This window comes from Dyadobacter pollutisoli (assembly GCF_026625565.1).
Lineage (GTDB): Bacteria > Bacteroidota > Bacteroidia > Cytophagales > Spirosomataceae > Dyadobacter > Dyadobacter pollutisoli.
On record NZ_CP112998.1, the window covers coordinates 4714243 to 4734931 of the forward strand.

Below are 20689 nucleotides of genomic sequence, written 5' to 3' on the forward strand. Positions count from 1 at the left end.
TCCTAGTCACTCTTCAAACTCTCCACCGGATTCATCAATGCCGCTTTGACGCTATGAAAGCTAACTGTGAGCAATGCTATACCGGCTGCAACCAAGGCGGAAATGGCAAAAATCCACCATTCAATGTCGATGCGGAATGCGAAGTCCTGCAACCACTTATCCATAAAATAATAAGCTGCGGGACTTGCGATGACAATGGCGATGAGCACCAGCCGCAGGAAATCTTTGGACAATAAACCTGTGATACTCATCACCGACGCGCCCAATACCTTGCGCACACCAATCTCTTTCGTCCGTTGCTCAATGGAGAAAACCGCCAGACCGAACAGCCCGAGGCAGGAAAGAAACACGGACAACAATGCAAACAGGGAAGTCAGGCGTGAGGTCAATTCCTCTCTTTGGTAAAAACGGGCGATTTCATCGTCGTAAAAGCTATGCTGAAATACCTGATCGGGGAATTGTTTTGACCATACCCTTTCAATATCCTGAATGGTACCGGGGCCCAAATGTGCCAGTTTGACGCCGGCTTGCCTGTATCGTTTCAGCATTGAAAAAATTACGGTCGGCTCAATTTCGGTGTACAGATCCGAGTTATTGAAATCGGAGAGCACGCCTACTATCACGCCGGTTTTATCGGCATCCCCGACGAGCAACCGTCGGTTCAATGCTTCGTCCGGCGATTTCAGGCCCAACGCTTTGACTAGCTTTTGGTTAATCAGCAGTTCACGCAATGTGTCAGAGGCGGCCAGATTCCGTCCTGCTACCAATTTTAATCCATAAGTTTTGACATAGTTGTTATCTGCGACCCTGGATCTGGCTACGAATTTTTCCCAGTCCCGGTTCTCAAATTTAATACTGCCTCCGCTGCCCAGCTGGGCGGAAGGCGGCGTCCTGAAAAAAGAAACGGAAGCCACATCCTTCAACCGCATCACCTCATTTGTGAATGTTGCGATCTTACCGGATTCCGCGTCAGGAAGATTGATATGCACAACCAGGTCCTTATCCACACCCAGGTCTTTGTTTTTGAGATACCGGGATTGAAGAATAATGACCATTGAAACCGCGATCATGACAAATGAGATCGCAAATTGGACAACCACCAGGCCTTTTCTGATAGGAAAATGCCCGTTCACATGCTGCCCTGCCAAACCCTTGATCGCGAGCAGCGGGTTGAAATTCGATATCATGACCGCAGGATAAAACCCGGCCATGGCGACCACGAAAACCAGCAAAATGAGAATGAATATCACAAATCCAATGTCCGTGAGGTCGCTGCTTTGAATGTGTATGCCAAGCCAATCGGTGAGTAGCATAGCCATCATACCCGCCAGCGCAATGGCCAAAACAAATGCTATGATAGTAAAAAGGGCTGTTTCCTGAATAAATAGCCAGAAAACCTGCGCCTGCGAAACACCCAGCACTTTTCGCACGCCCACTTCTTTTCCTCTTTTAAAAGCCTGCGCTGTGGAAAGATTAATAAAATTGAAACAGGCAATCAAAACAAGTAATAACCCGACTGAGCCCAGCATAATGATCGTCGAGTACTTGATTTTTCCGCCGTAGTCAACATTAAAATGGACATCGGCCAGCCCTTGCAAATGATAATGAAACACTTTGCTGTCAGCGCCGTAGTATCTTTTCGAAAAGGCTGGCATTTGCTTTTCGAACGCCGCCCTATCCTCAGCGGAACGCAGGGTAATGTACGTTTCGCGACCACTGTCGATCCAGCCCCAGTCCTGGTAACCGTATTCCGGGACCAGTTTTTTCAATGTAGGAAGTGACACGAAGATGTCCTTTTTAAAATCCGTCAGCTCCGGGTAGTCCTTCACAATTCCTGCTACTACTACATTTTCCTGGTTATTGACCCTGATATACTGTCCTACCGGATTACTTTTTCCAAAATATTTCCGTGCATAGCGTTCCGTCAGCACGGCTGTATTGGGCGCATTCAAAACAGCCGCATTGCCACTCAGCCATTGATAATCGAATATTTTAAAAAAATCAGGGTTAGTAAAAGCCGCGTTCTCCTTTTCGAGAAACTTCTTCGGGTTTGTATTTCCGATCGCTATGGTCAGCTCCTTTTGGGCGAGGTAGCTGGCACTTTCCACGTCGCCATACTCTTTTTTAAGCGTTTCATGAAGCAGGTATGCCGATCCCTTTTCTTTTTCAACGGAGCCGTCTTCCAGATGCAGATCCACCACCACACGATAGGTTCGCGCTGCATTCCGGTGGTAACGGTCTACCCCAAGATGATAAGAAACCAGCTGAAAAATAATGATCGCCCCCGCCATCCCAATAGCGAGCCCTGAAATATTGATACCCGAATAAACCTTGTTTTTAAGAAGGTTGCGGAAGGAGAGTTTAAGAGAGTTTCGAAGCATAAGGGAAGTATTTGGCTTTCGGCAGTCGGCTATCGACTGTCGTTTTTTTTATATTATAAAAGTCAAAGCCGACGGCCGATTGCTGATAGCCGACGGCCCCAATCACTCACTTCTCAAACTCTTCACCGGGTTCATCAATGCTGCCCTGATCGCCTGGTAACTGACCGTCAATAACGTAATCAGTATCGCTCCGACGGCGGCAGATACGAATATCCACCATGAAATATTGGTCCGGTACTCGTATTTGAGCAGCCAGCCATTGAGAAAATAATAAGCCACGGGTGCCGAAATAACACAGGATATCACTACTAAAACCACGAAGTCACCCGATAACAATGCCCACAGGTTCGCTACCGAAGCTCCCAGCACTTTCCTAACGCCGATCTCCTTGGTACGCTGCTCGGCCGTGAAAGAAGCAAGCCCGAACAAGCCCAGGCAGCTGATCACGATGGCGAGGATCGCGAACGTGGACGCCAGCGTGGCGATACGTTCCTCGGTTGCAAATTTGGCCGCATACTGTTCATCCGAAAATTTGTAATCGAATGGACTGCCTGGATTGATCGTTTTGAAAACCGCTTCCACTTTATGCAAAGATTCCCTGGCTGGTAATGCAGGGTTCAATTTGATATTGATAAAATTAGCCCAATCATAGTTCACCATGAACAGTGTAGGATAAGCCGGTTTAAATGGAGAATCCATCACCATATCCCTGATCACCCCAACCACGGTATAAGGCGTGTCGTTCCATTTCACCGTCTTGCCAATGATGTCGGACGGATGTTTCATTTTCATGTATTTAAGGGCAGATTCGTTCAGTACCATGCCGGAAGAATCCGTAGAAAATTGTCTTGAAAAATCCCTGCCTGCTACAAACTGCCAGCCAACCGTTTTTCCAAAATCATGCGTCACAGCGATGGTACCAAAGGTCTCCTTGAAGTTAGGATCCTTGCCTTCCCATTGAAATCCACCATTGGAAGAATTTACATCGGTAGTAGGAGAGGATGAAGTTGACATTTCGATAACGGCCCCGGTTTTCAGCAGGCTTTCCCGTAGTACATTATAGTGACTGTACAACTCAGGCGTGTTTATATTCACCGTGATCAGCCCGTTACGGTCGTAGCCGATCGGCCTGTTCTTGGCATGTTGTATTTGCTTAAAAACAATGATAGTCCCGATAATCAATGTCACAGAAACTGTAAACTGCAAAACGACGAGCACTTTCCTGGGGATAGCGGCGTACCGGCCCACGCGCGCCACACCTTTCAAAACTTTCACCGGTTGAAATGCCGACAGATAGAATGCCGGATAACTTCCCGAAATCATCCCGGTAACCAGAGAAAAAGCAATCCCAGCCAGCCAGAACCATGGACTTGTCCACAAAATGCTCATTTGCTTGTCCGCAACTTCATTGAAAACCGGCAGCAGTACCACGACCAGCAGCAGCGACAACACAAACGCCAATGCTGCTACCATCATGGATTCGCTCAGAAACTGGTTGATCAGCTGGCTGCGCATGGAACCGATCGCTTTGCGGATACCCACTTCTTTTGCCCGCTTTTCGGACCGCGCGGTGCTCAGGTTCATAAAGTTGATCGATGCCAGCAGCAATACGAAAATGCCTATTATTCCAAAAAGCCATACATACTGAATGCGGCCATCAAGGTTACCATTTTTGTCCCATCCCGAATACAAATGCCATCGGCTCATGGGCAACAAATATACCTGAGGCTTGAAGAAAGCCGTTTCCGGGGCATGCTTCAGTTTAATGTCCTTGATTTTGTTCGAAACATTTTCAAAGTCAGCCTTGTCACTGATCTGAGCCAATACCTGCCAGGAATTATTGTTCCATTCCGCATTGTCGATGGCTTTTTTCACCCAATCCTGCGTGTTCACGTAAAGATCCCAGGGCACGATGAAGCTGAGGTCGCGGAATTCGGTATTGTATGGAAGGTCTTCATAAACGCCCGTAACGCGGACATCATGTTTATTATCCAGTTTGATGATCTTGTCCATCGGCTCGGTGGCACCAAAAAGCGCTTTGGCAACCGAGGCCGACAGCATAACCGACGCCTGGTCTTTTAACCCCGCCCGCGTTCCTTTCAACATTTTCAGCGAAAACATTTCAGGCGCTTCGGCACTCAGGTAGTTGCCCTTCCGGGTGAATTTGTTGCTACCATTGGCCAGAATGTGCTCCCCATTAAAGGACGACATGATCACATATTTGAAATCATCCTTATACTGGGCCCGCAACTCATTTCCCATCGGCGCGGGCATGTACTCTCCATGAAAGATCTGTCCTTCGAAATTGCCGGTCTGCATTACTTTCGCAATCCGGTCATAATTTTGATGGTACTTATCAAAAGCAAACTCGTCGTGGATCCAGAGGCCAATCATGATCGCAACGGCCATTCCCATCGCAAGACCTCCAATGTTGATCGCGGAATAACCTTTATTCTTGTAAAGGTTTCGAAAGGCGATTGTTAGATAGTTTTTGAACATAGCTTGTAGGATGTGTTATTCACTTTTTAAACTCCTCACTGGATTCATTAATGCCGATCTTATACTTTGGTAACTCACTGTCAATAAAGCTATCCCAATAGCAAGCAGCCCTGCCGCGACAAAGACCCACCATTCTATTCCTATTTTGTATTCAAAATTCCGAAGCCACTGGTTTAGGCCAAACCAGGTAATAGGTATGCCAATTACGATTGCGATCATTACCAGTTTTAAGAAATCTTTTGAAAGAAGTGCTACGATACCGGCCACCGATGCGCCCAGTACTTTTCGAACTCCTATTTCCTTCGTTCGCTGGTTGGCGGTGAAGGTAATGAGACCAAATAATCCCAGGCAGGCTATAAAAATGGAGATCGCCGCAAAAATCCGGAATGCGTCAAAAACCAGTTTTTCAACAATATAACCTTTGGCCAAAGACTCATTCAGAAATGCGTACTGATAAACGTCTTGCGGAAATTGCTGCTTCCAGTTGCCTTCGATCGTTTGAAGCGCCTTGGGCAAATCCAGACTATGATCCCCAGGAGCAGCTTGTAACCTGATATGAATTTGTTCAAAAAATCCTGTATTCCAGCACATCAGCACACACGGCACAATGGGCTGCTGAAGTGACACATTATGAAAGTCTTTGACGACTCCCAAAATCGGTGCCTCACCCTCACTGATCGTCACCACTTTCCCGATTGCTGTTTCAGGAGTAAGTCCCAGGTTTTTGACCATGGTTTCATTCACTACAAAACCATTGAACGCGGAACCATCGGGTACAATGTTGGAAGTCGAAAACCAGCGACCGGCGATGGTTTGGAGACCAAAAAGCGACTGATATTTTAAATCAACGACTTTCATTTCCGCCTGCCGGTTCATTTGGCTGGATTCAGATTTTAGTCGAAAATCGGTACCAAAATAATTTTCAGTGATCGGAGCGCCGGACGAAAAACTCACCTCTTTGATGGCTGGGTCGCGTAGTAGTTGCTGTCTGAAAACCTCCAATTTGGCCTGTACCTGATTACGCGGACCATTGACGGTGATCACGGCATCCCTCGCAAAACCAAGGTCTTTGTTCATGAAAAAATCCATTTGTCGCGAAGCAACAAACGTACCCGCCAACAATCCGTAGGTAATGCAAAACTGAAATACGATCAATCCCTGACGAAGCGAAAACCGCTGATGCTGAGCATTACCAGCATTTTTCAATGCCTTCACGGGTTGAAACCTGGCCAGCAAAGTAGCAGGATAAAAACCCGCGAACAATGCTACCACCAGGACGAGCACCGCGCAAAAAATCCAAACCGCTGCGTCCGGGCGAAGATCCAGATTAATAATGCTCAGGGATGCATTGATCCAGTTTAGCAGAAAACCCAGCGCCCAAACCGAAATAATGCCTGCCAAAATCGCTACCACCAGCGTTTCTCCAATAAACTGCCCAAAAAGCTGCGTTTGCGTACTGCCAACTGCTTTGCGAACGCCCACTTCTTTATTCCGACGACTAGCCTGGGCGGTTGTAAGGTTGATAAAATTGAATGAAGCGATCAGAATCAGAAAAATGGCCAGGCTTCCCAACACCCACAACATTTGACGACTCACATGATAGCCGCCCAGAAAGTCTTCGTAGAGCGTATTGGTATGAATATCGGCAAGCGGTTGCAGGAAATAACTCACCCGCATGTTATCCTCTGCATTCATGTATTTCTTCTTCAATGCTGCCAATCGCGGCTCAAATCCTTTCGGATCAGTGCCGGCAGGTAATGTGATATAGATAGTTCCCTCGTAATTTCCCGACCAGTTACCAGCCTGATACCGGTTATTATTTTTGAAAAACTGATAGTTAACCAGCATTTCAAACAGCAAATTGGTGTTATATGGCGGGTTTCTGATGATACCGGATACCACCAGCGGGTCTGAATTATTGAGTGTTAAAGTCTTGCCAATCAGCTCTTCATAATGTCCTTCGAATTCGGCAAAGTAGCGGTCAGCAAGTTTCTGGGTCAGTACCACGGCATTGGTTTGCTCAAAAGCCGTTTTGGCATTTCCGGCGAGCCAAATTCCACCAGGGACAGCCTTGCCGAAGTCAAAAGTTTGGAGGTAGTACTGATCGGCGAACATCAGTCGGTTTTCTTCAAAACGGCTGACATTACCTTTGCTGTCCACTGAACTGATAATGCGGGTTAGCGGGCCGGCGGTTTGTGTAACCTGCACACCCGGCACATCATGCCGGATCGCTTCTGCCAATGGATATGCCGTAGTAGGCCAATGCTGTACGCCGTCGGCTTGGCTGCTATGCTCGACGATGCGATAGGTATTTTCACTTTGGGTATGAAAACCGTCAAAACTCATCTCATAGCGCACAAAAATGTAAATGATTAGGCAGCTCGTCATACCCAGCGCCAGACCAAGCACATTGATAGCAGTGTGTGTTTTGTCCGACATTAGCCGCCGGAATGCAATTTTTAGATAGTTCGTGAACATAGCTATTGGGCAGTCGGCCGTCAGCTTTCGGCAGTCGGCCTTTTTTAAATGATTATTATAATCTTCCTGAATAACAAAACCAACAGCCGATGTTTGACAGCCGACAGCCGAAAGCCATTTTACTCGCTTTTTAGAATTTTAACCGGATCACTTAATGCCGCCTTAATTGCCTGATAACCTACTGTGGCAACTGCGAGCATGATGATGGATACGCCTGACAGAATGAACACATTCAGCCCGATGGTGACGTGGTACGAGAATTCATTCAGCCACAGGTTCATCGCCCAGGATATCAAAGGAAAAGCGATTACCATGGCGATCAGTACCAGTTTGAGAAAATCAGTTGATAATAGAACCGCGACATTACCGACCGTTGCGCCTACTACTTTACGGATACCTATCTCTTTTTGTCGACGTTGCGCGGTAAATGCGGCCAGACCGAACAAGCCGAGGCACGAGATCAAAATGGCCAGTCCGGCAAAGTACCTCGACAACTCGCTGATCCGTCGCTCGGATGCATACATCGCATTATAATTTTCGTCTAAAAACTTGTATTCGAATGCATTGCCTTTGTGATAAGCCTGAAATGTCTTTTCGATTTGCGCAATAGTCTGTGGTTTAGCTCCCGCCTGGATTTTCACCATAATGTTGGGCATAACCGGGTATACCTGAAAAAAGCAGGGTTTTACGCGTTCGTAAAGTGATTCAAAATTAAAATCCTTTACTACGCCGACGATTTGTCTGTCCATTCCCCAGAACCTGACGATCTTGCCAACCGGATCTTTCAGCCCCATGCTTTTGATGGCCGATTCATTGAAAATAATCTCGTTACTGGCATTCTGATTTTGTGAGAAGCCCCTTCCTTCCTTGATTTTTATTCCAACCGTTTCAATAAAATTGAACCCCACTTCCAGATTTGCGAAATCAATGTCTTTGCCCGGCGGCCTTCCCGGCCATTCAAAACCCGAAATACCGCCGTGGTCACCAGTAAGGTTATGACTAAAACTCGATGCTTTCACGACCCCTGGCAGGTTTTTCACTTCATTAAGAAACGATTCGGAGGATGCGAGGCTTGCCGAATCCATCTTCATTGGAATTTCAAAATGAATGATATTGTCACGGCTGTAACCGAGGTTTTTGGTTTGAATGTATTCGATCTGCCGGTAAACGACGAGGACGGAAACAATGAAAATCACTGAAACGGCAAACTGAAACACCACGAGTCCCTTCCTGAAAAATAGCTCCCCAGCCGATGTTTTAAGGGAGCCTTTTAATACCGAAATAGTGTTGAACCCTGAGAGATAAAGCGCGGGATAGCTGCCGGCAATGAGTCCGGTCAGCAGTGTGATGCCGAAAGTCGATAGAATGATCTGGCTATCAAAGGCAAGATTGATCTGCTTTCCGGTAATTTGATTGAACTGGGGCAACAGAATGACCAGCAGAAAAATGGCGACGAAAAGTGACAGAAAAGCCATCATTACCGATTCGCCCAGGTACTGGATCACAAGCGACCGGCGGTATGCCCCGATGGCTTTTTTGATACCCACTTCCTTCATTCTGCCCGATGCTTTCGCTGTGGACAAATTCATAAAATTGATGCAGGCGATCACCAGAATAAATAATGCGATGATCGAGAAAAGCCTTACATAAGCGATCCTTCCACCAGCCTGTACGCCATTTTCAAACTGACCATGTAGGTATTTGTCTGAATATTTGATCGCTAACAGCTGGACTTTGCTCCCTTTGTCTTTCGTAGCAAGGTAGTTTTTGATCTTCCCATTAAAGTGATCTACATCCGTTTCCTCTTTCAAGATGACGAAAGTACTCGGATCGCTGTTGCCCCAGGATTTCATGCTCGGGCGCTTTTCCACGAAAAGATCAAAATTGAAAAGCACATCAAATTGCTCAACCGCATTGGCTGGATTCCCTTCAAAAATAGCTCCAATGTTATAGTTACTGGTAAATTCGCCGTGATCCCAGGCAATAGTTTTGCCTATGACATTGTCTGTGGTATGAAACAATTTCAGGGCCAGCTCCTTCGAAATACCAATGGTTTGATTGTCCCGAAACAACACATTCTCGTCCCCATCCAGCACCGGGCAGGTAAAGACATTGAAATAATCCTTGCTGATAAACTGGCCGCCCACTTTAATGTGAATATCACCAAAGGAAACCAGGCCTTTGTTACCAAACCAGGAGGCAGGCGCTACCGTTACCGCGTGCTCAACCTCCGGCATTTCGGTCGCCAGCGCATTTGCGAGCAGTCCGGCAGTATGGTTAATGGTCTTCACGCCGTCTTCACCGGGATGATTGGCCATTACCTGATAAAGCTGCGCCTCTTTGGCATTGTAATGATCAATGTGAAGCTCATCATTTACCCAAAGATAAATCAATAGCGTACAGGTCAGGCCCGTCGACAAACCGACCAGGTTCAGGAGCGTGAACTGGCGCTCCTTCACAAGGTTGCGCCACGCGATTTTGAAATAGTTTTTGAGCATGATTTTAAGAGCTATCGGCCGTCGGCTTTCAGCAGTCGGCTTTTATTTTTTTGTTTTTTTGTATTACAAATTCATACTCTACTCAAAAGAAGCCGACAGCCGACGTCTGACCGCCGACAGCCGCCCTCACTCACTCTTCAAACTTTTCACCGGATTGACCAATGCTGCTTTCACACTTTGGAAACTGACTGTCAGCAAGGCAATAGCAACCGCCAACACGCCAGCGAGCACGAAAACCCACCATTGAATGTCAATCTTATAGGCAAAATCCGCCAGCCACTGGTTCATACCATACCATGCAACTGGCGTGGCGATCACTATGGCGACGACTACGATACGCAAAAAATCGCCTGATAAGAGAGCGACAATGCTCATTACCGACGCTCCAAGTACTTTCCGCACACCAATTTCCTTAGTGCGCTGGATGGTAGTAAATGCCGCCAGGCCAAACAACCCGAGGCAGGCGATCACAACCGCCAGGCTCGCGAAAATGCCAAACAGCTTTCCAACCCGCTGCTCGGACTGGTACATTTTATCAAACCGTTCGTTCAAAAATGAATACGAGAATGGACTGTCCGTTTCTAATTTCCAGGTTTTTTCAATGGTTTTGATCAGAGCGGGGAAATCATTGGTACGAATTCTCAGCGCCATTTGATAATGGTCGCCACCGTACATCATCACCAGCGGGGCGATCTGTTCGTGCAGCGATCTGAAATGAAAATTCCGCGTCACGCCCACCACTGTATACGTGCGCTTACTATCCGGGCTCCCGTTACCCACCGTGCGTATGCGCTGACCGATCGCATTTTTCCAGCCAAACTTTTTAACCGCAGCTTCATTGACCAGCACCGCCGCGCTGTCGGAGCCGAACGATCGGGAGAAATTACGCCCGGCTGCAATTTTGATTCCCAATGTTGCCAGATAGTCATCGTCAATATAATAGGTACCAAACCGGTAAGGAGAAACCGTGTTGTCGGCACTCTCCGGCAAGAAACCGTCCGTACCATTGTTGGAGTTTCCGGCTGGCAGATAGCCCGCTAATGTTACATTGACAACCTGTGACAGCTTGCCCAGTTGCTCCTTGAATGTCTTTGATTTATCTCCCAAAAGGTGGGTGTCTTGCAGGATTAGCACCTGTTCCTTATCAAAACCCAGTTTTTTATTCTGAATAAAACGCAGCTGCTGGAATACCACAATGGTACCAATGATCATTCCAATGGAGACTACAAACTGAATGGTTACCAGCGAATTACGCAACCACCCACTGCGCATGCCGGATTGTATTCTTCCTTTTAAAACCACTATCGGTTTAAATGACGACAGGAAAAAAGCGGGGTAACTGCCTGTTAATAACCCGACGAAAAGGCAGCCGGCCAAAGCGAGCGAGATCATTTTTATATTCAGAATGGAATGCAGATCAAACTGCTTTCCGGCCAGTTCATTAAAGCTGGGCAGTACCAATATTACCAGCGCAAATGCTGCCAAAAGAGCTAGTAGCGTGAGCAGTATGGATTCTGTTAGAAACTGACGGATAAGCTGTTGCTGAACCGAGCCCAACACTTTGCGGATACCCACTTCCTTAGCACGACTGGCCGAGCCCGCCGTGGAGAGGTTCATAAAATTGATACAGGCAATGAGCAGAATGAATGCAGCAATGGCCGAAAATATATACACATATTTGACCGAGCCATTCGGTTCGAGCTCTCCTTCCAGATTGGATTTGAGGTGAATGTCGGTAATGGGTTGAAATTGAAAACCAAAGCGGTCACCTTTTTTCAAATATTCCTCATAGGTCATCCCGAGAAACTCCTTTATTTCCGGCCCAATGTATTTCTTCGTGATGGTCGAACTCTGAGCTGCGAGCTGTTCAACGGGATAGCCTTTTTTGAGCAGCAGGTAAGTGTGCGCGCCGCTAGAAAGCCACTTTTCACCAAGCTTGACAGAACTCATTGAACCGAAAATATCGAAATGAAAATGAGAGCTGGAAGGTACGTTCTGACAAACTCCTGTAATGCGGAACAGTCCCCGGTTGCCCAGCGTCAGGCTTTTGCCAATCGGGTCTGCATTTCCAAAATACTTTTGCGCAATTGCTTCGGTAATGACCAAAGTGTTAGGCTCTTTCAGCATCGTGGCCGGGTTTCCTTTTACAACAGGAATAGAAAAAACCTGAAAGAAATTAGAGTCCGCAAATGCTACATGCTCCTCTTTAAACCGCTCCTGATCATTTTTTACCAGGAACGTGCCCTCGGTAGTGACACGTGTAAATGCTTCAACACCAGGGTAATCTCTGGCAACAGATGGGCCTGCCGGAGCCGGGGCTACTGCAATGTTGATTTCAGTGCCACCGATCTTCCCGTGCATGGTGATGCGGAAAATACGGTCAGCACGCTCATTATATCGGTCGTAATTGAGCTCGTGCTGGACGTACAGGAGAATGAGCATACACGTGGCCAGGCCAATAGCAAGGCCAAAAATATTGATAGCCGCAAACGCCTTCTTATTCCAAAGGGTGCGCCAGGCGATTTTAAAGTAGTTTCTTAGCATGATCTTAGGGAACTGTCAGCTTTATCGAATTGACAGTATTAAATGCATACCAGAAATTTATATCATTGATTTTAAGTAAGTTACAATAAACAAAAAAAATTAGCTGTCCGAAATCGAACAGCTAACGTAATGATTTGCAGGAAAACTTGGAAGTGATAAACCTTTGACTAATTGTCGTTATAATTAAGCGTATTACCATATACTACACTGTCGTCTTGCAAAATGGCGTATGCGCGGTAATTAATTCGATTCGTGCATATCTGCGGACCTGCATTGCTCTTTGGTCCGGCCACAAATGGCAGGGCAACGATTACTCTGATATTGTCGGCCACAGTCGGATTAACGACGAAAGTTCTGCCATCGTTAACCGCGCTGAATACCACACCGTATTCTTTCACAGGGATGGTGCCCACATCAGTAACTTCCACCGTGTAGGTCAAGCTACATTTTGCATTTTGACCGCCACTAAACGGCAGGGTTTTCAACTGCGGAGGAACGCCCGGAACTACGTGATCCTGACAGGAATAGCTAAAAAGGAACAGGGACAGCACAACGAGTGCGAGAATAGAAAAACGTTTTTGCATGAGTATAGATTTTAGTTTCGGCGGCAACAGATTATCTACAAATTTTACAAAGAAATCTACCAAAAATCAAATATTATTTTCAGTAATCTATTAAGCGGCCAGAAACGCTTCCGTTACTCGTTTTTCAAAGATTTCACAGGGTTCATTAAGGCAGCCTTGATACTCTGAAAACTGATGGTCACCACTGCAATAACGATAGCCAATAAACTCGCATACAAATAGATAGTAATCGGAATTTGAATGCGATATGGAAAATCCTGCAACCATTTATCCATCAGAAAATAGGCCGCCGGAATAGCCAGCACAATGGCGATGAGAACCAGTTTGATGAAGTCCCCGGACAGCAATGCAACGATCCCGGCGACAGACGAACCCAGCACTTTACGTATCCCTATTTCCTTCGTACGGGTTTCGGCGGTGAAGGTTACCAGCCCAAAAAGTCCCATACAGGCGATGAAAATTGCAAGCCCGGTAAATACAGAGAACATTTTCGACATTCGGATCTCTGTTTTGAATGTGGCATTAAAGGCGTCGTCAAGGAAATAATATTCGAATGGTTTTTCCTTGTCATACTTTTTGAAGATCGTCTCAATGGTCGCCACTTTGTCTTTGATATCGGCCTTTGGGTCCAGCCTGACGTACATAACTGCTTTGGACCCGCCGGGGCGCTTCAAAATATTGGTCGTGTCGTTGACCACCTGGACGCCCATTGCTTTCATCCCGCTCTGCACGGAAGTGAAGTGAAAATCTTTCAGAACGCCGCCAATTTTTCCCGCGATCTGCATGTCCTGGCCCACGGGATCACCTTTAATTCCCAGCTCCTTTACGGCAGTTTCATTCAGCAGCCAGTAATTCGTGCTTTTAAATGACGCCGGTACCGGCATCGATTTCCATTTAAGACCGAGGGTTTCTACGAAGCGGCCGTCGACCAGCATACTGACGATACCGACATCTTTTTTATTAGTTTCATTTTTCAAAAAGAACATGTTATAGCCCTTGAAAAGCCCCACATCACAAAAAGTATAGTTTTGGATTCCGGCTTGCTGGCTGATTTCTTCCCGCAAAGGGAAATAGTTACCAGCGATCGATTGCGTCAATGGCACGGCCAGTACCTGGTCTTTATGTAGGCCCAGCTTTTTGTTCTGCATAAATGTCAGCTGGTCTTTCACGACAAGACTACTGATGATCAATGCGATGGAAACGGTGAATTGGAATACCATAAAAAATCTCCTTACACCGGCACCACTTCTCTTGCCGCCCAGCCGCCCTTTCAATACTTCCAATGGAGCAAATCCCGACAACACCAGCGCAGGATAACTCCCGGCGACGAGTACGGTCAACACCAGCAAAGCGATCAGGAATGCAAGGAAATTAGGTGATACCAGAAACGAAGCGTCAATATGAAGATCCAGCAGATCATAAAACGGCTGATGCAGAAATCGCACCAGAACAAATGCCAGTGCAAACGCCAGCGTACAAAGCAACACAGACTCTGCGTAAAACTGCCTCACAAGCCCGCTACGTCCGGCACCAATGACCTTGCGTACGCCTACTTCCTTCGCACGCAGGGTAGAGCGAGCGGTAGTAAGGCTCATGTAATTGAACAATGCGAGGAACAGGATCAATGCTGCGACGCCTGTAAACACAGTAATGAGCTTATTGTTTCCTCCGTCAACCGAATTGTTACCCAAATGAATGCTGCTCAGCCCTTCCAGGATGTACCTGGACTTGCTTCCAAATGCATCCAGCTTTCCTCCCTCTTTTTTGTTAAGGTTACGTTCAGCAATACTGGCAGATTTTTCCGAATCGAGCAGCAGATAAATGTTGAATATGCCGCCCGAGATCCAGTTGTTCTTTTCCTGTTGTCCTAGTTGTGGATAAGTTGACAAGGAGGCAAGGAAATCGGGATTGAATGTGGAGTTCGAAGGCGCATTTTTCATAACGCCTGTAATCTGTAAAGGATGCTTACCCTGGTAGGACAAAATTTTGCCGATGGGATCAATATTACCGAAATACTTGCTGGCTGCGCGCTCTGAAATGACCATAGTAAAAGGCTTGTCCAGCGCCTGCGCTGGATTTCCTTCTTTTAATGTAAAGGAAAAGATCTTTAAAAAGGATGGATCAGCGAACATAAAATTCTCCTCGAAAAACAGCCCTTTTTCAGGACTTTTCATCACAATCTTGTCGTAGGTTGGCAGTATCCTCACAAAATCCTTGATCCGGGCATCGGAATTTTTGAAGACAAGCGCTTTGTCAGAGGAAAACGATGGCATCTGCAACTCATTATCGCCCATTTTCACTTTGCCCAGCACCCTATAAATCCGCTGATGATTTGCATGGAACTTGTCATAGCTGTATTCGTGCATCACGAACATCAGGATCAGGACTGAAACAGCCATTCCCAGCCCCAGGCCGAAAATGTTGATCACGGAATAGGTCTTGCTCTTTGCAAGATTCCGAATGGCGACTTTGAGATAGTTTGTTATCATTGGCTATCGGCCTTCGGCGGTCAGCTGTCGGCGTTTTAATAATTTAAAACTCAATTCAAAGAAAAAACAAAAGCCGACGGCCGAATACCGACAACCGATCGCCGTCCCTACTCACTTCTCAACGACTTCACAGGATTCATCAATGCGGCTTTGATACTTTGGAAACTTACGGTGGCAAATGCAATGATAACGGCCATACCAGCGCCAGCGGCAAACATCCACCAACTGATCGCGACTTTATATTCGAATTCCTGCAACCATTGGTCCATCACATACCAGGCGACGGGCGAAGCCAGTACAATGGCCACAAGTACCAGTACCAGAAAATCTTTGGACAGCAACCCCACGATATCCGCCACCGAAGCACCAAGTACTTTCCTCACTCCTATTTCCTTCATACGCTGCTGGGCCATAAATGTGGCAAGGCCGAAAAGTCCAAGACATGCGATGAAGATGGAAAGACCTGCGAAAATCTGGTACAACAATGTAATCTGCTTTTCTTGTTTATAAAACTCTTCAATGCTTTCATCGAAAAATTTACCCTGGATCGCTACTTCGGGAAACACATTTGCATAAGCTTTTTCAATGCTTTCTACGGCTCTGGAAATGTTAGCGGTGCGTATTTTGATACCTCCTAGCCAGTAATATTGCGCCAACGGAGAAATCATGATCGGCTTGCTGGCCTCACGGGCAGAGTTGGCTTTAAAATCCTTTACAACGCCCACAATGGGTTGCCATTTGCCGCCTCCAAGCCTGATGTTCATCCCAACGGCCTGCTGCGGATCCTTGATACCCACTTTGGCCAGAAGTGTTTCATTCACTACGCAAGCACCGGTTGAATCACCTCTTTCGTAAGCTTTACCCGCTATGAACTGCAAGCCAAAAGTTTTGAAATAATCCTCGTCAGCAAATTTGTTGAAAACCTGAAAATCCTCATCTTTCCCCCGGTTGCCAAAAGCGAAGTTACCCGACCAGTTATTATCCGAAGACGGCACATCCGAGGAGAAACTAACAGACTGAATGTCCGGGTTTTGCAGCAGTTCATTTTTGAATGACTCGAACCTGCTGGTATAAGCATCATCGAGATTGACCGAATAAACGCCTTCTTTTGTAAAGCCCAGATCGAGCTTGCTTACAAAATTCATTTGCGTAATAGTAACAATGGTTCCGACAACCAATATTTGCGAAACACCGAACTGTATGACAATCAGCAACTTTTGCAGCGAAACTCCTCCAAATGACCGGTTGGCCACTTTGCTCTTAATAGCTTCGATAGGCTGGAAACCCGACATGACAATGGCCGGATAGAAGCCTGCAATAAAGCTGACCAAAAGCGATAATGCCAGGACAAACAGCCACAACCCCGGATTGTTTATGACCGGCAGTTCAGGCGGGACATGTGAGATCAGGCCGAGTAAAGGCATACTTAACACCGCAAGTACCACGCCAATGGAGACAGAACCAATCACGATCAGGAATGTTTCGCTCAGAAACTGGCTGATGAGTTCAGGACGACCGCTGCCCAAAACCTTCCTGACACCAACTTCCCGGGAGCGACGGGCCGACTGTACTGTTGCGAGGTTGATAAAATTGATACACGCCATCGAAATGATCAGAACGCCGATCACCACCAGCGTCCAAAGCACACTTCTGCTGATACTATGCCCGGTGAAATTGTTAAGCCTTGCGTCGTAATGTTGTTCTGATAAAGGAGTCAGGAAATGCGAAACTTTGGAATTGCTTCTTTCATCCTTATAATGTTTTTTAAGGAAACCCGGAAACTGATTTTCAATGGTTTTTACAGAGACATTCTTCGGTAAAAGAACAAAAAGCTGATCATTGCTGCTGGTACTGCCCCAGTTATCAAAACCGCCCCAGCCGAACGATAAAGGTTGTTTTCGCTTGCTTTCGTAGGAAACCACTATATCAACTGGGAAATCTGTGTTCAGCGGCGGGTTTTCGAGGATGCCACCTACTTTCATGACCGTTTTGTTATTGATTTTCAGATACTGGCCCACCGCATCCTGCCATTTACCAAAGTATTTTTCGGCTTTTCTTTGGGACAGCACAACTACATTCGGCTCTTTCAAAACTGATTTTGAACCGGTTAACCACGCATAGTCGAACAGATCGAAAAACTCCGGAACCGTAGCTATTCCTTCATCTTCCTCCTTAAATTTTTTATCAGTTGCCTGACTATCCGCGTTTTTTCCCAGTACCGTCACCTGCGGATCAATGGTACCGTAAACTGGTACAATGGTACCAAGCTGCGGGATATCCACTTTCAGGGCAGCCTCGTAAGGCAGCGGGCTGCCTGGTGTGTAATCTATCTGTCCGTTTGGATATTCCGTCTTTTTGGCGATCCGGTATATCTGGTCGTAGTTTTTGTGAAATTTATCAAACCCCGATTCATACGTATAAACAACATACAAAAGCAAACACGCGGCCACGCTCACGGAAAGACCCAGAACATTGAGAATGGTGTAGTTGCGATAACGGAGCAAAGTCCGGGAAGCGATTTTGAGATGGTTTTTAAACATAATAATTTAGCTTTCGGCTTCCGGCAGTCAGCCGTCAGCCTTTTTTATCGATTTACCAAAAAACACTTTCTAAATAAATGCCGATGTTCGACGGCCGAAAGCCGACGTTTGACAGCCATCTCATTCGCTCCGTAACGACTTAATCGGGTTTGTCAATGCCGTTTTCAGGCTTTGCGCACATATGGTCAGCAGCGTGAGGGCGAGCAGCAGCAGCGGTGGCACCACGAACACAGCAATACCCAGGCCCATGTGAAAAGCATAGTTGTCCAGCCAGGCATTGGCGGTGAAATAAATGACCGGGATCGCTATTACCGATGCAATGCATACCAGTTGCACAAAGTCTCTGGAAATCAGCACCAACAATCCACTGACAGAAGCTCCGAGCACTTTCCGTATTCCTATTTCCTTGGTCCTTAGCCTGATGACGAAACTCGACAAACCCAGAAGCCCCATGCAGGCAACGATGATGGCCAGCACGGCAAACAGGCCAAATATGTTGCCTAGCCTGCTGTCGGCCTGGTATTGTCTGTTGAAATACTCATCAAGAAAAAAATACTCGAACGGATTTCCGGTGAACGCCTTTTTATAGAGCGCTTCAATGTCTGCGATTCCCTTTGCCGCGTCGGCACCTTTGAGATTGACTGAAATGTATTTCCATTCGGTTTTTGACGGGTAGTAGAACAGGATCGGGTCAAATTTCTCTTTCAATGACCTCTGGTGAAAATTTTTCACTACTCCCAAAATTTTGCAATGAATGTCGTCCTGCCCCAGCGTGAATTTGATATCCTGATTGACAGCTTCTTCAGCGGATTTGTATCCCAGTGATTTGACGATTTCTTCATTAATGAGCACCTTGGTATTACCGTTCGCTTCCATTTTAGAACGATCATTCAATTCAAAATTCTTCCCGGCTACAAGTTCAATGTGATAGGTTGGGACAAAGCTCTCATCGATCTCCATCAGGTAGGTAGCATAGTTCTGCTTTTTGTCCTGATTGGCCCTTCTCACACCATTCCGGTATCTGATCATATTCCCCGGAATATCGGACGTGGCGGTGGCATTGAGGATGGAGGATATATTGCTGACCTCGGATTTGAAATAGGAATATTTTTCAAAAATCGTCGTATCCGAAATAACTGGTGCTTTGACAATGAGTACCTGATCCTTTTTATAGCCCAGGTTACCATTTCGCATATAATTGAACTGTTTGAAAACCACAAACGTAGACGCTATCAGGATAATGGAGAGTGCAAACTGGAACGACACCAGCACCCGTCTCAGCGAAATACCTGATTTGGATTGCACCATGAGGCCCTTCAATACTTTGGCCGGCAAAAATGACGACAATACAAAAGCCGGATAAGCTCCTACCAGCAAAGCTCCTGAAACAAATACCAGCACAACAGTGATCCAGAACACAGGCTCGCCTCCCAAACCTGTCGAAAAGAAACCGGTACTGATTTCCTTTCCAATAAAATGATTGAAAAAGGGAGCAAAAACGGTAATGATGGCCACCGCAAGAATAAGTGCCAGGAAATTGATAATGAACGATTCGAGAAGGAATTGCGTCACCAGCTGCTGCTTGACCGCGCCCACCACTTTCCTCAGCCCCACTTCCTTGGCCCGCTCCATTGATTTGGCCGTGGATAAGTTGATGTAGTTGATCCAGGCGATGAACAGGATAAATACACCGATGATCGCCAGAAAGTAAATTTCCTTCTGACTTCCATTGGCCTCGGCTTCTTTCAGATAATTGGATTTCAGGTGAATGTCGGTCAGGGGCTGCAAATGAAAAGTAGACCGAAAGTTCAGCTCCTTCATGATTTTTCCGAGGTACTTTTCGGTGAATGCGGGGAATTTGGCTTCGAGTTTTTTAACATCGGTACCCGGGGCGAGTACCACGTAATTATAAAATTCCGGCCAGGTCCATTCCGTAAATCCCCAGTTGTGGCCCACCGTTTCGAAGGACAGCAACATATCGAATTTAATGTGGGAGCTTTCGGGGATATCGGCAAAAACACCGGTCACTTTCATCGGCATCCGGCCATTCAGTTTCAACACTTTACCAATGGCCTCCTGGTTTCCAAAATACTTTTTTGCGGTGGTGGCAGAAACAACCAATGAGTTCGCGGCTGCCAGGCAAGTCTTTTTATCTCCTGAAATCAACGGATACGAAAATACATTGAAAAATGAGGCATCTGCAATGTAAATGCTGCCCTCATTGAATGTCCGCGGCTCGCCTTTTCCCTGTTCATAAGACATTGTCGAGGCATTCATGAACAGCGAGACGCCTACCAGCCGGGTGTAGTCGACCACCTCGGGGAAGTCAGCTTTCATCGCGGGACCCAGCGCCGGGTGGTTGGCGGCTGTGGTCGGCACGTCGCTCATGCTACCCGAGTAAGAGATCGGGACGCGGTAAATATTTTCCGCATTTTTGTTAAACCTGTCGTAGCTTTTCTCGAAGTAAACGTATTGAAATACAAAAAAACAGGCAGCCATTCCCAGGGCCAGTCCAAAGATATTAATGGCTGAAAACGCCTTGTTCCTCCAAAGGTTCCGTCGGGCGATTTTGAAATAGTTTGAGAACATATGGGCTTCGCGCTATCGGCCTTCGGCAATCAGCTGTCGGCCTTTTTTATAACTAAGAAAAACTCTATTTCCAAAAAAAGCTGACGG

General features: G+C 46.5%; 9 protein-coding genes. All 9 read right to left on the minus strand.

What is annotated here, in order from left to right:
- Window positions 1-2 precede the first annotated feature (2 nt).
- Window positions 3-2381: an ABC transporter permease gene (locus ON006_RS19285; RefSeq protein ID WP_244821006.1), complete on the minus strand. Its 2379-nt coding sequence runs from the start codon at window positions 2379-2381 to the stop codon at window positions 3-5.
- A gap of 102 nt (window positions 2382-2483) precedes the next feature.
- Complete coding sequence (locus tag ON006_RS19290) at window positions 2484-4880, minus strand: ABC transporter permease (RefSeq protein ID WP_244821007.1); 2397 nt, start codon at window positions 4878-4880, stop codon at window positions 2484-2486.
- 15 nt (window positions 4881-4895) lie between these two features.
- Window positions 4896-7358: an ABC transporter permease gene (locus ON006_RS19295; RefSeq protein WP_244821008.1), complete on the minus strand. Its 2463-nt coding sequence runs from the start codon at window positions 7356-7358 to the stop codon at window positions 4896-4898.
- Between the two features lie 119 nt (window positions 7359-7477).
- On the minus strand, window positions 7478-9856 hold the full coding sequence (locus ON006_RS19300; protein ID WP_244821009.1) for an ABC transporter permease: 2379 nt from the start codon (window positions 9854-9856) through the stop codon (window positions 7478-7480).
- A gap of 126 nt (window positions 9857-9982) precedes the next feature.
- Entirely contained in the window at window positions 9983-12400 is a 2418-nt protein-coding gene (locus ON006_RS19305; RefSeq protein ID WP_244821010.1) for an ABC transporter permease, read from the minus strand.
- 167 nt (window positions 12401-12567) lie between these two features.
- Window positions 12568-12984: a hypothetical protein gene (locus ON006_RS19310; protein WP_244821011.1), complete on the minus strand. Its 417-nt coding sequence runs from the start codon at window positions 12982-12984 to the stop codon at window positions 12568-12570.
- A 113-nt stretch (window positions 12985-13097) separates the two neighbouring features.
- A complete protein-coding gene (locus tag ON006_RS19315) occupies window positions 13098-15473 on the minus strand; it encodes an ABC transporter permease (RefSeq protein ID WP_244821012.1) in 2376 nt (791 codons plus the stop codon).
- Between the two features lie 107 nt (window positions 15474-15580).
- Window positions 15581-18013 (minus strand): ABC transporter permease, encoded by a 2433-nt coding sequence (locus ON006_RS19320; protein WP_244821013.1) that lies wholly within the window; start codon window positions 18011-18013, stop codon window positions 15581-15583.
- 120 nt (window positions 18014-18133) lie between these two features.
- Entirely contained in the window at window positions 18134-20602 is a 2469-nt protein-coding gene (locus ON006_RS19325) for an ABC transporter permease (RefSeq protein ID WP_244821014.1), read from the minus strand.
- Window positions 20603-20689: the final 87 nt, after the last annotated feature.

Bases quoted from the DNA above. Each gene is read 5' to 3' on its own strand.
- ON006_RS19285 (WP_244821006.1), bottom strand. From the start codon at position 2,381: ATGCTTCGAAACTCTCTTAAACTCTCCTTCCGCAACCTTCTTAAAAAC.
- ON006_RS19290 (WP_244821007.1), bottom strand. From the start codon at position 4,880: ATGTTCAAAAACTATCTAACAATCGCCTTTCGAAACCTTTACAAGAAT.
- ON006_RS19295 (WP_244821008.1), bottom strand. From the start codon at position 7,358: ATGTTCACGAACTATCTAAAAATTGCATTCCGGCGGCTAATGTCGGAC.
- ON006_RS19300 (WP_244821009.1), bottom strand. From the start codon at position 9,856: ATGCTCAAAAACTATTTCAAAATCGCGTGGCGCAACCTTGTGAAGGAG.
- ON006_RS19305 (WP_244821010.1), bottom strand. From the start codon at position 12,400: ATGCTAAGAAACTACTTTAAAATCGCCTGGCGCACCCTTTGGAATAAG.
- ON006_RS19310 (WP_244821011.1), bottom strand. From the start codon at position 12,984: ATGCAAAAACGTTTTTCTATTCTCGCACTCGTTGTGCTGTCCCTGTTC.
- ON006_RS19315 (WP_244821012.1), bottom strand. From the start codon at position 15,473: ATGATAACAAACTATCTCAAAGTCGCCATTCGGAATCTTGCAAAGAGC.
- ON006_RS19320 (WP_244821013.1), bottom strand. From the start codon at position 18,013: ATGTTTAAAAACCATCTCAAAATCGCTTCCCGGACTTTGCTCCGTTAT.
- ON006_RS19325 (WP_244821014.1), bottom strand. From the start codon at position 20,602: ATGTTCTCAAACTATTTCAAAATCGCCCGACGGAACCTTTGGAGGAAC.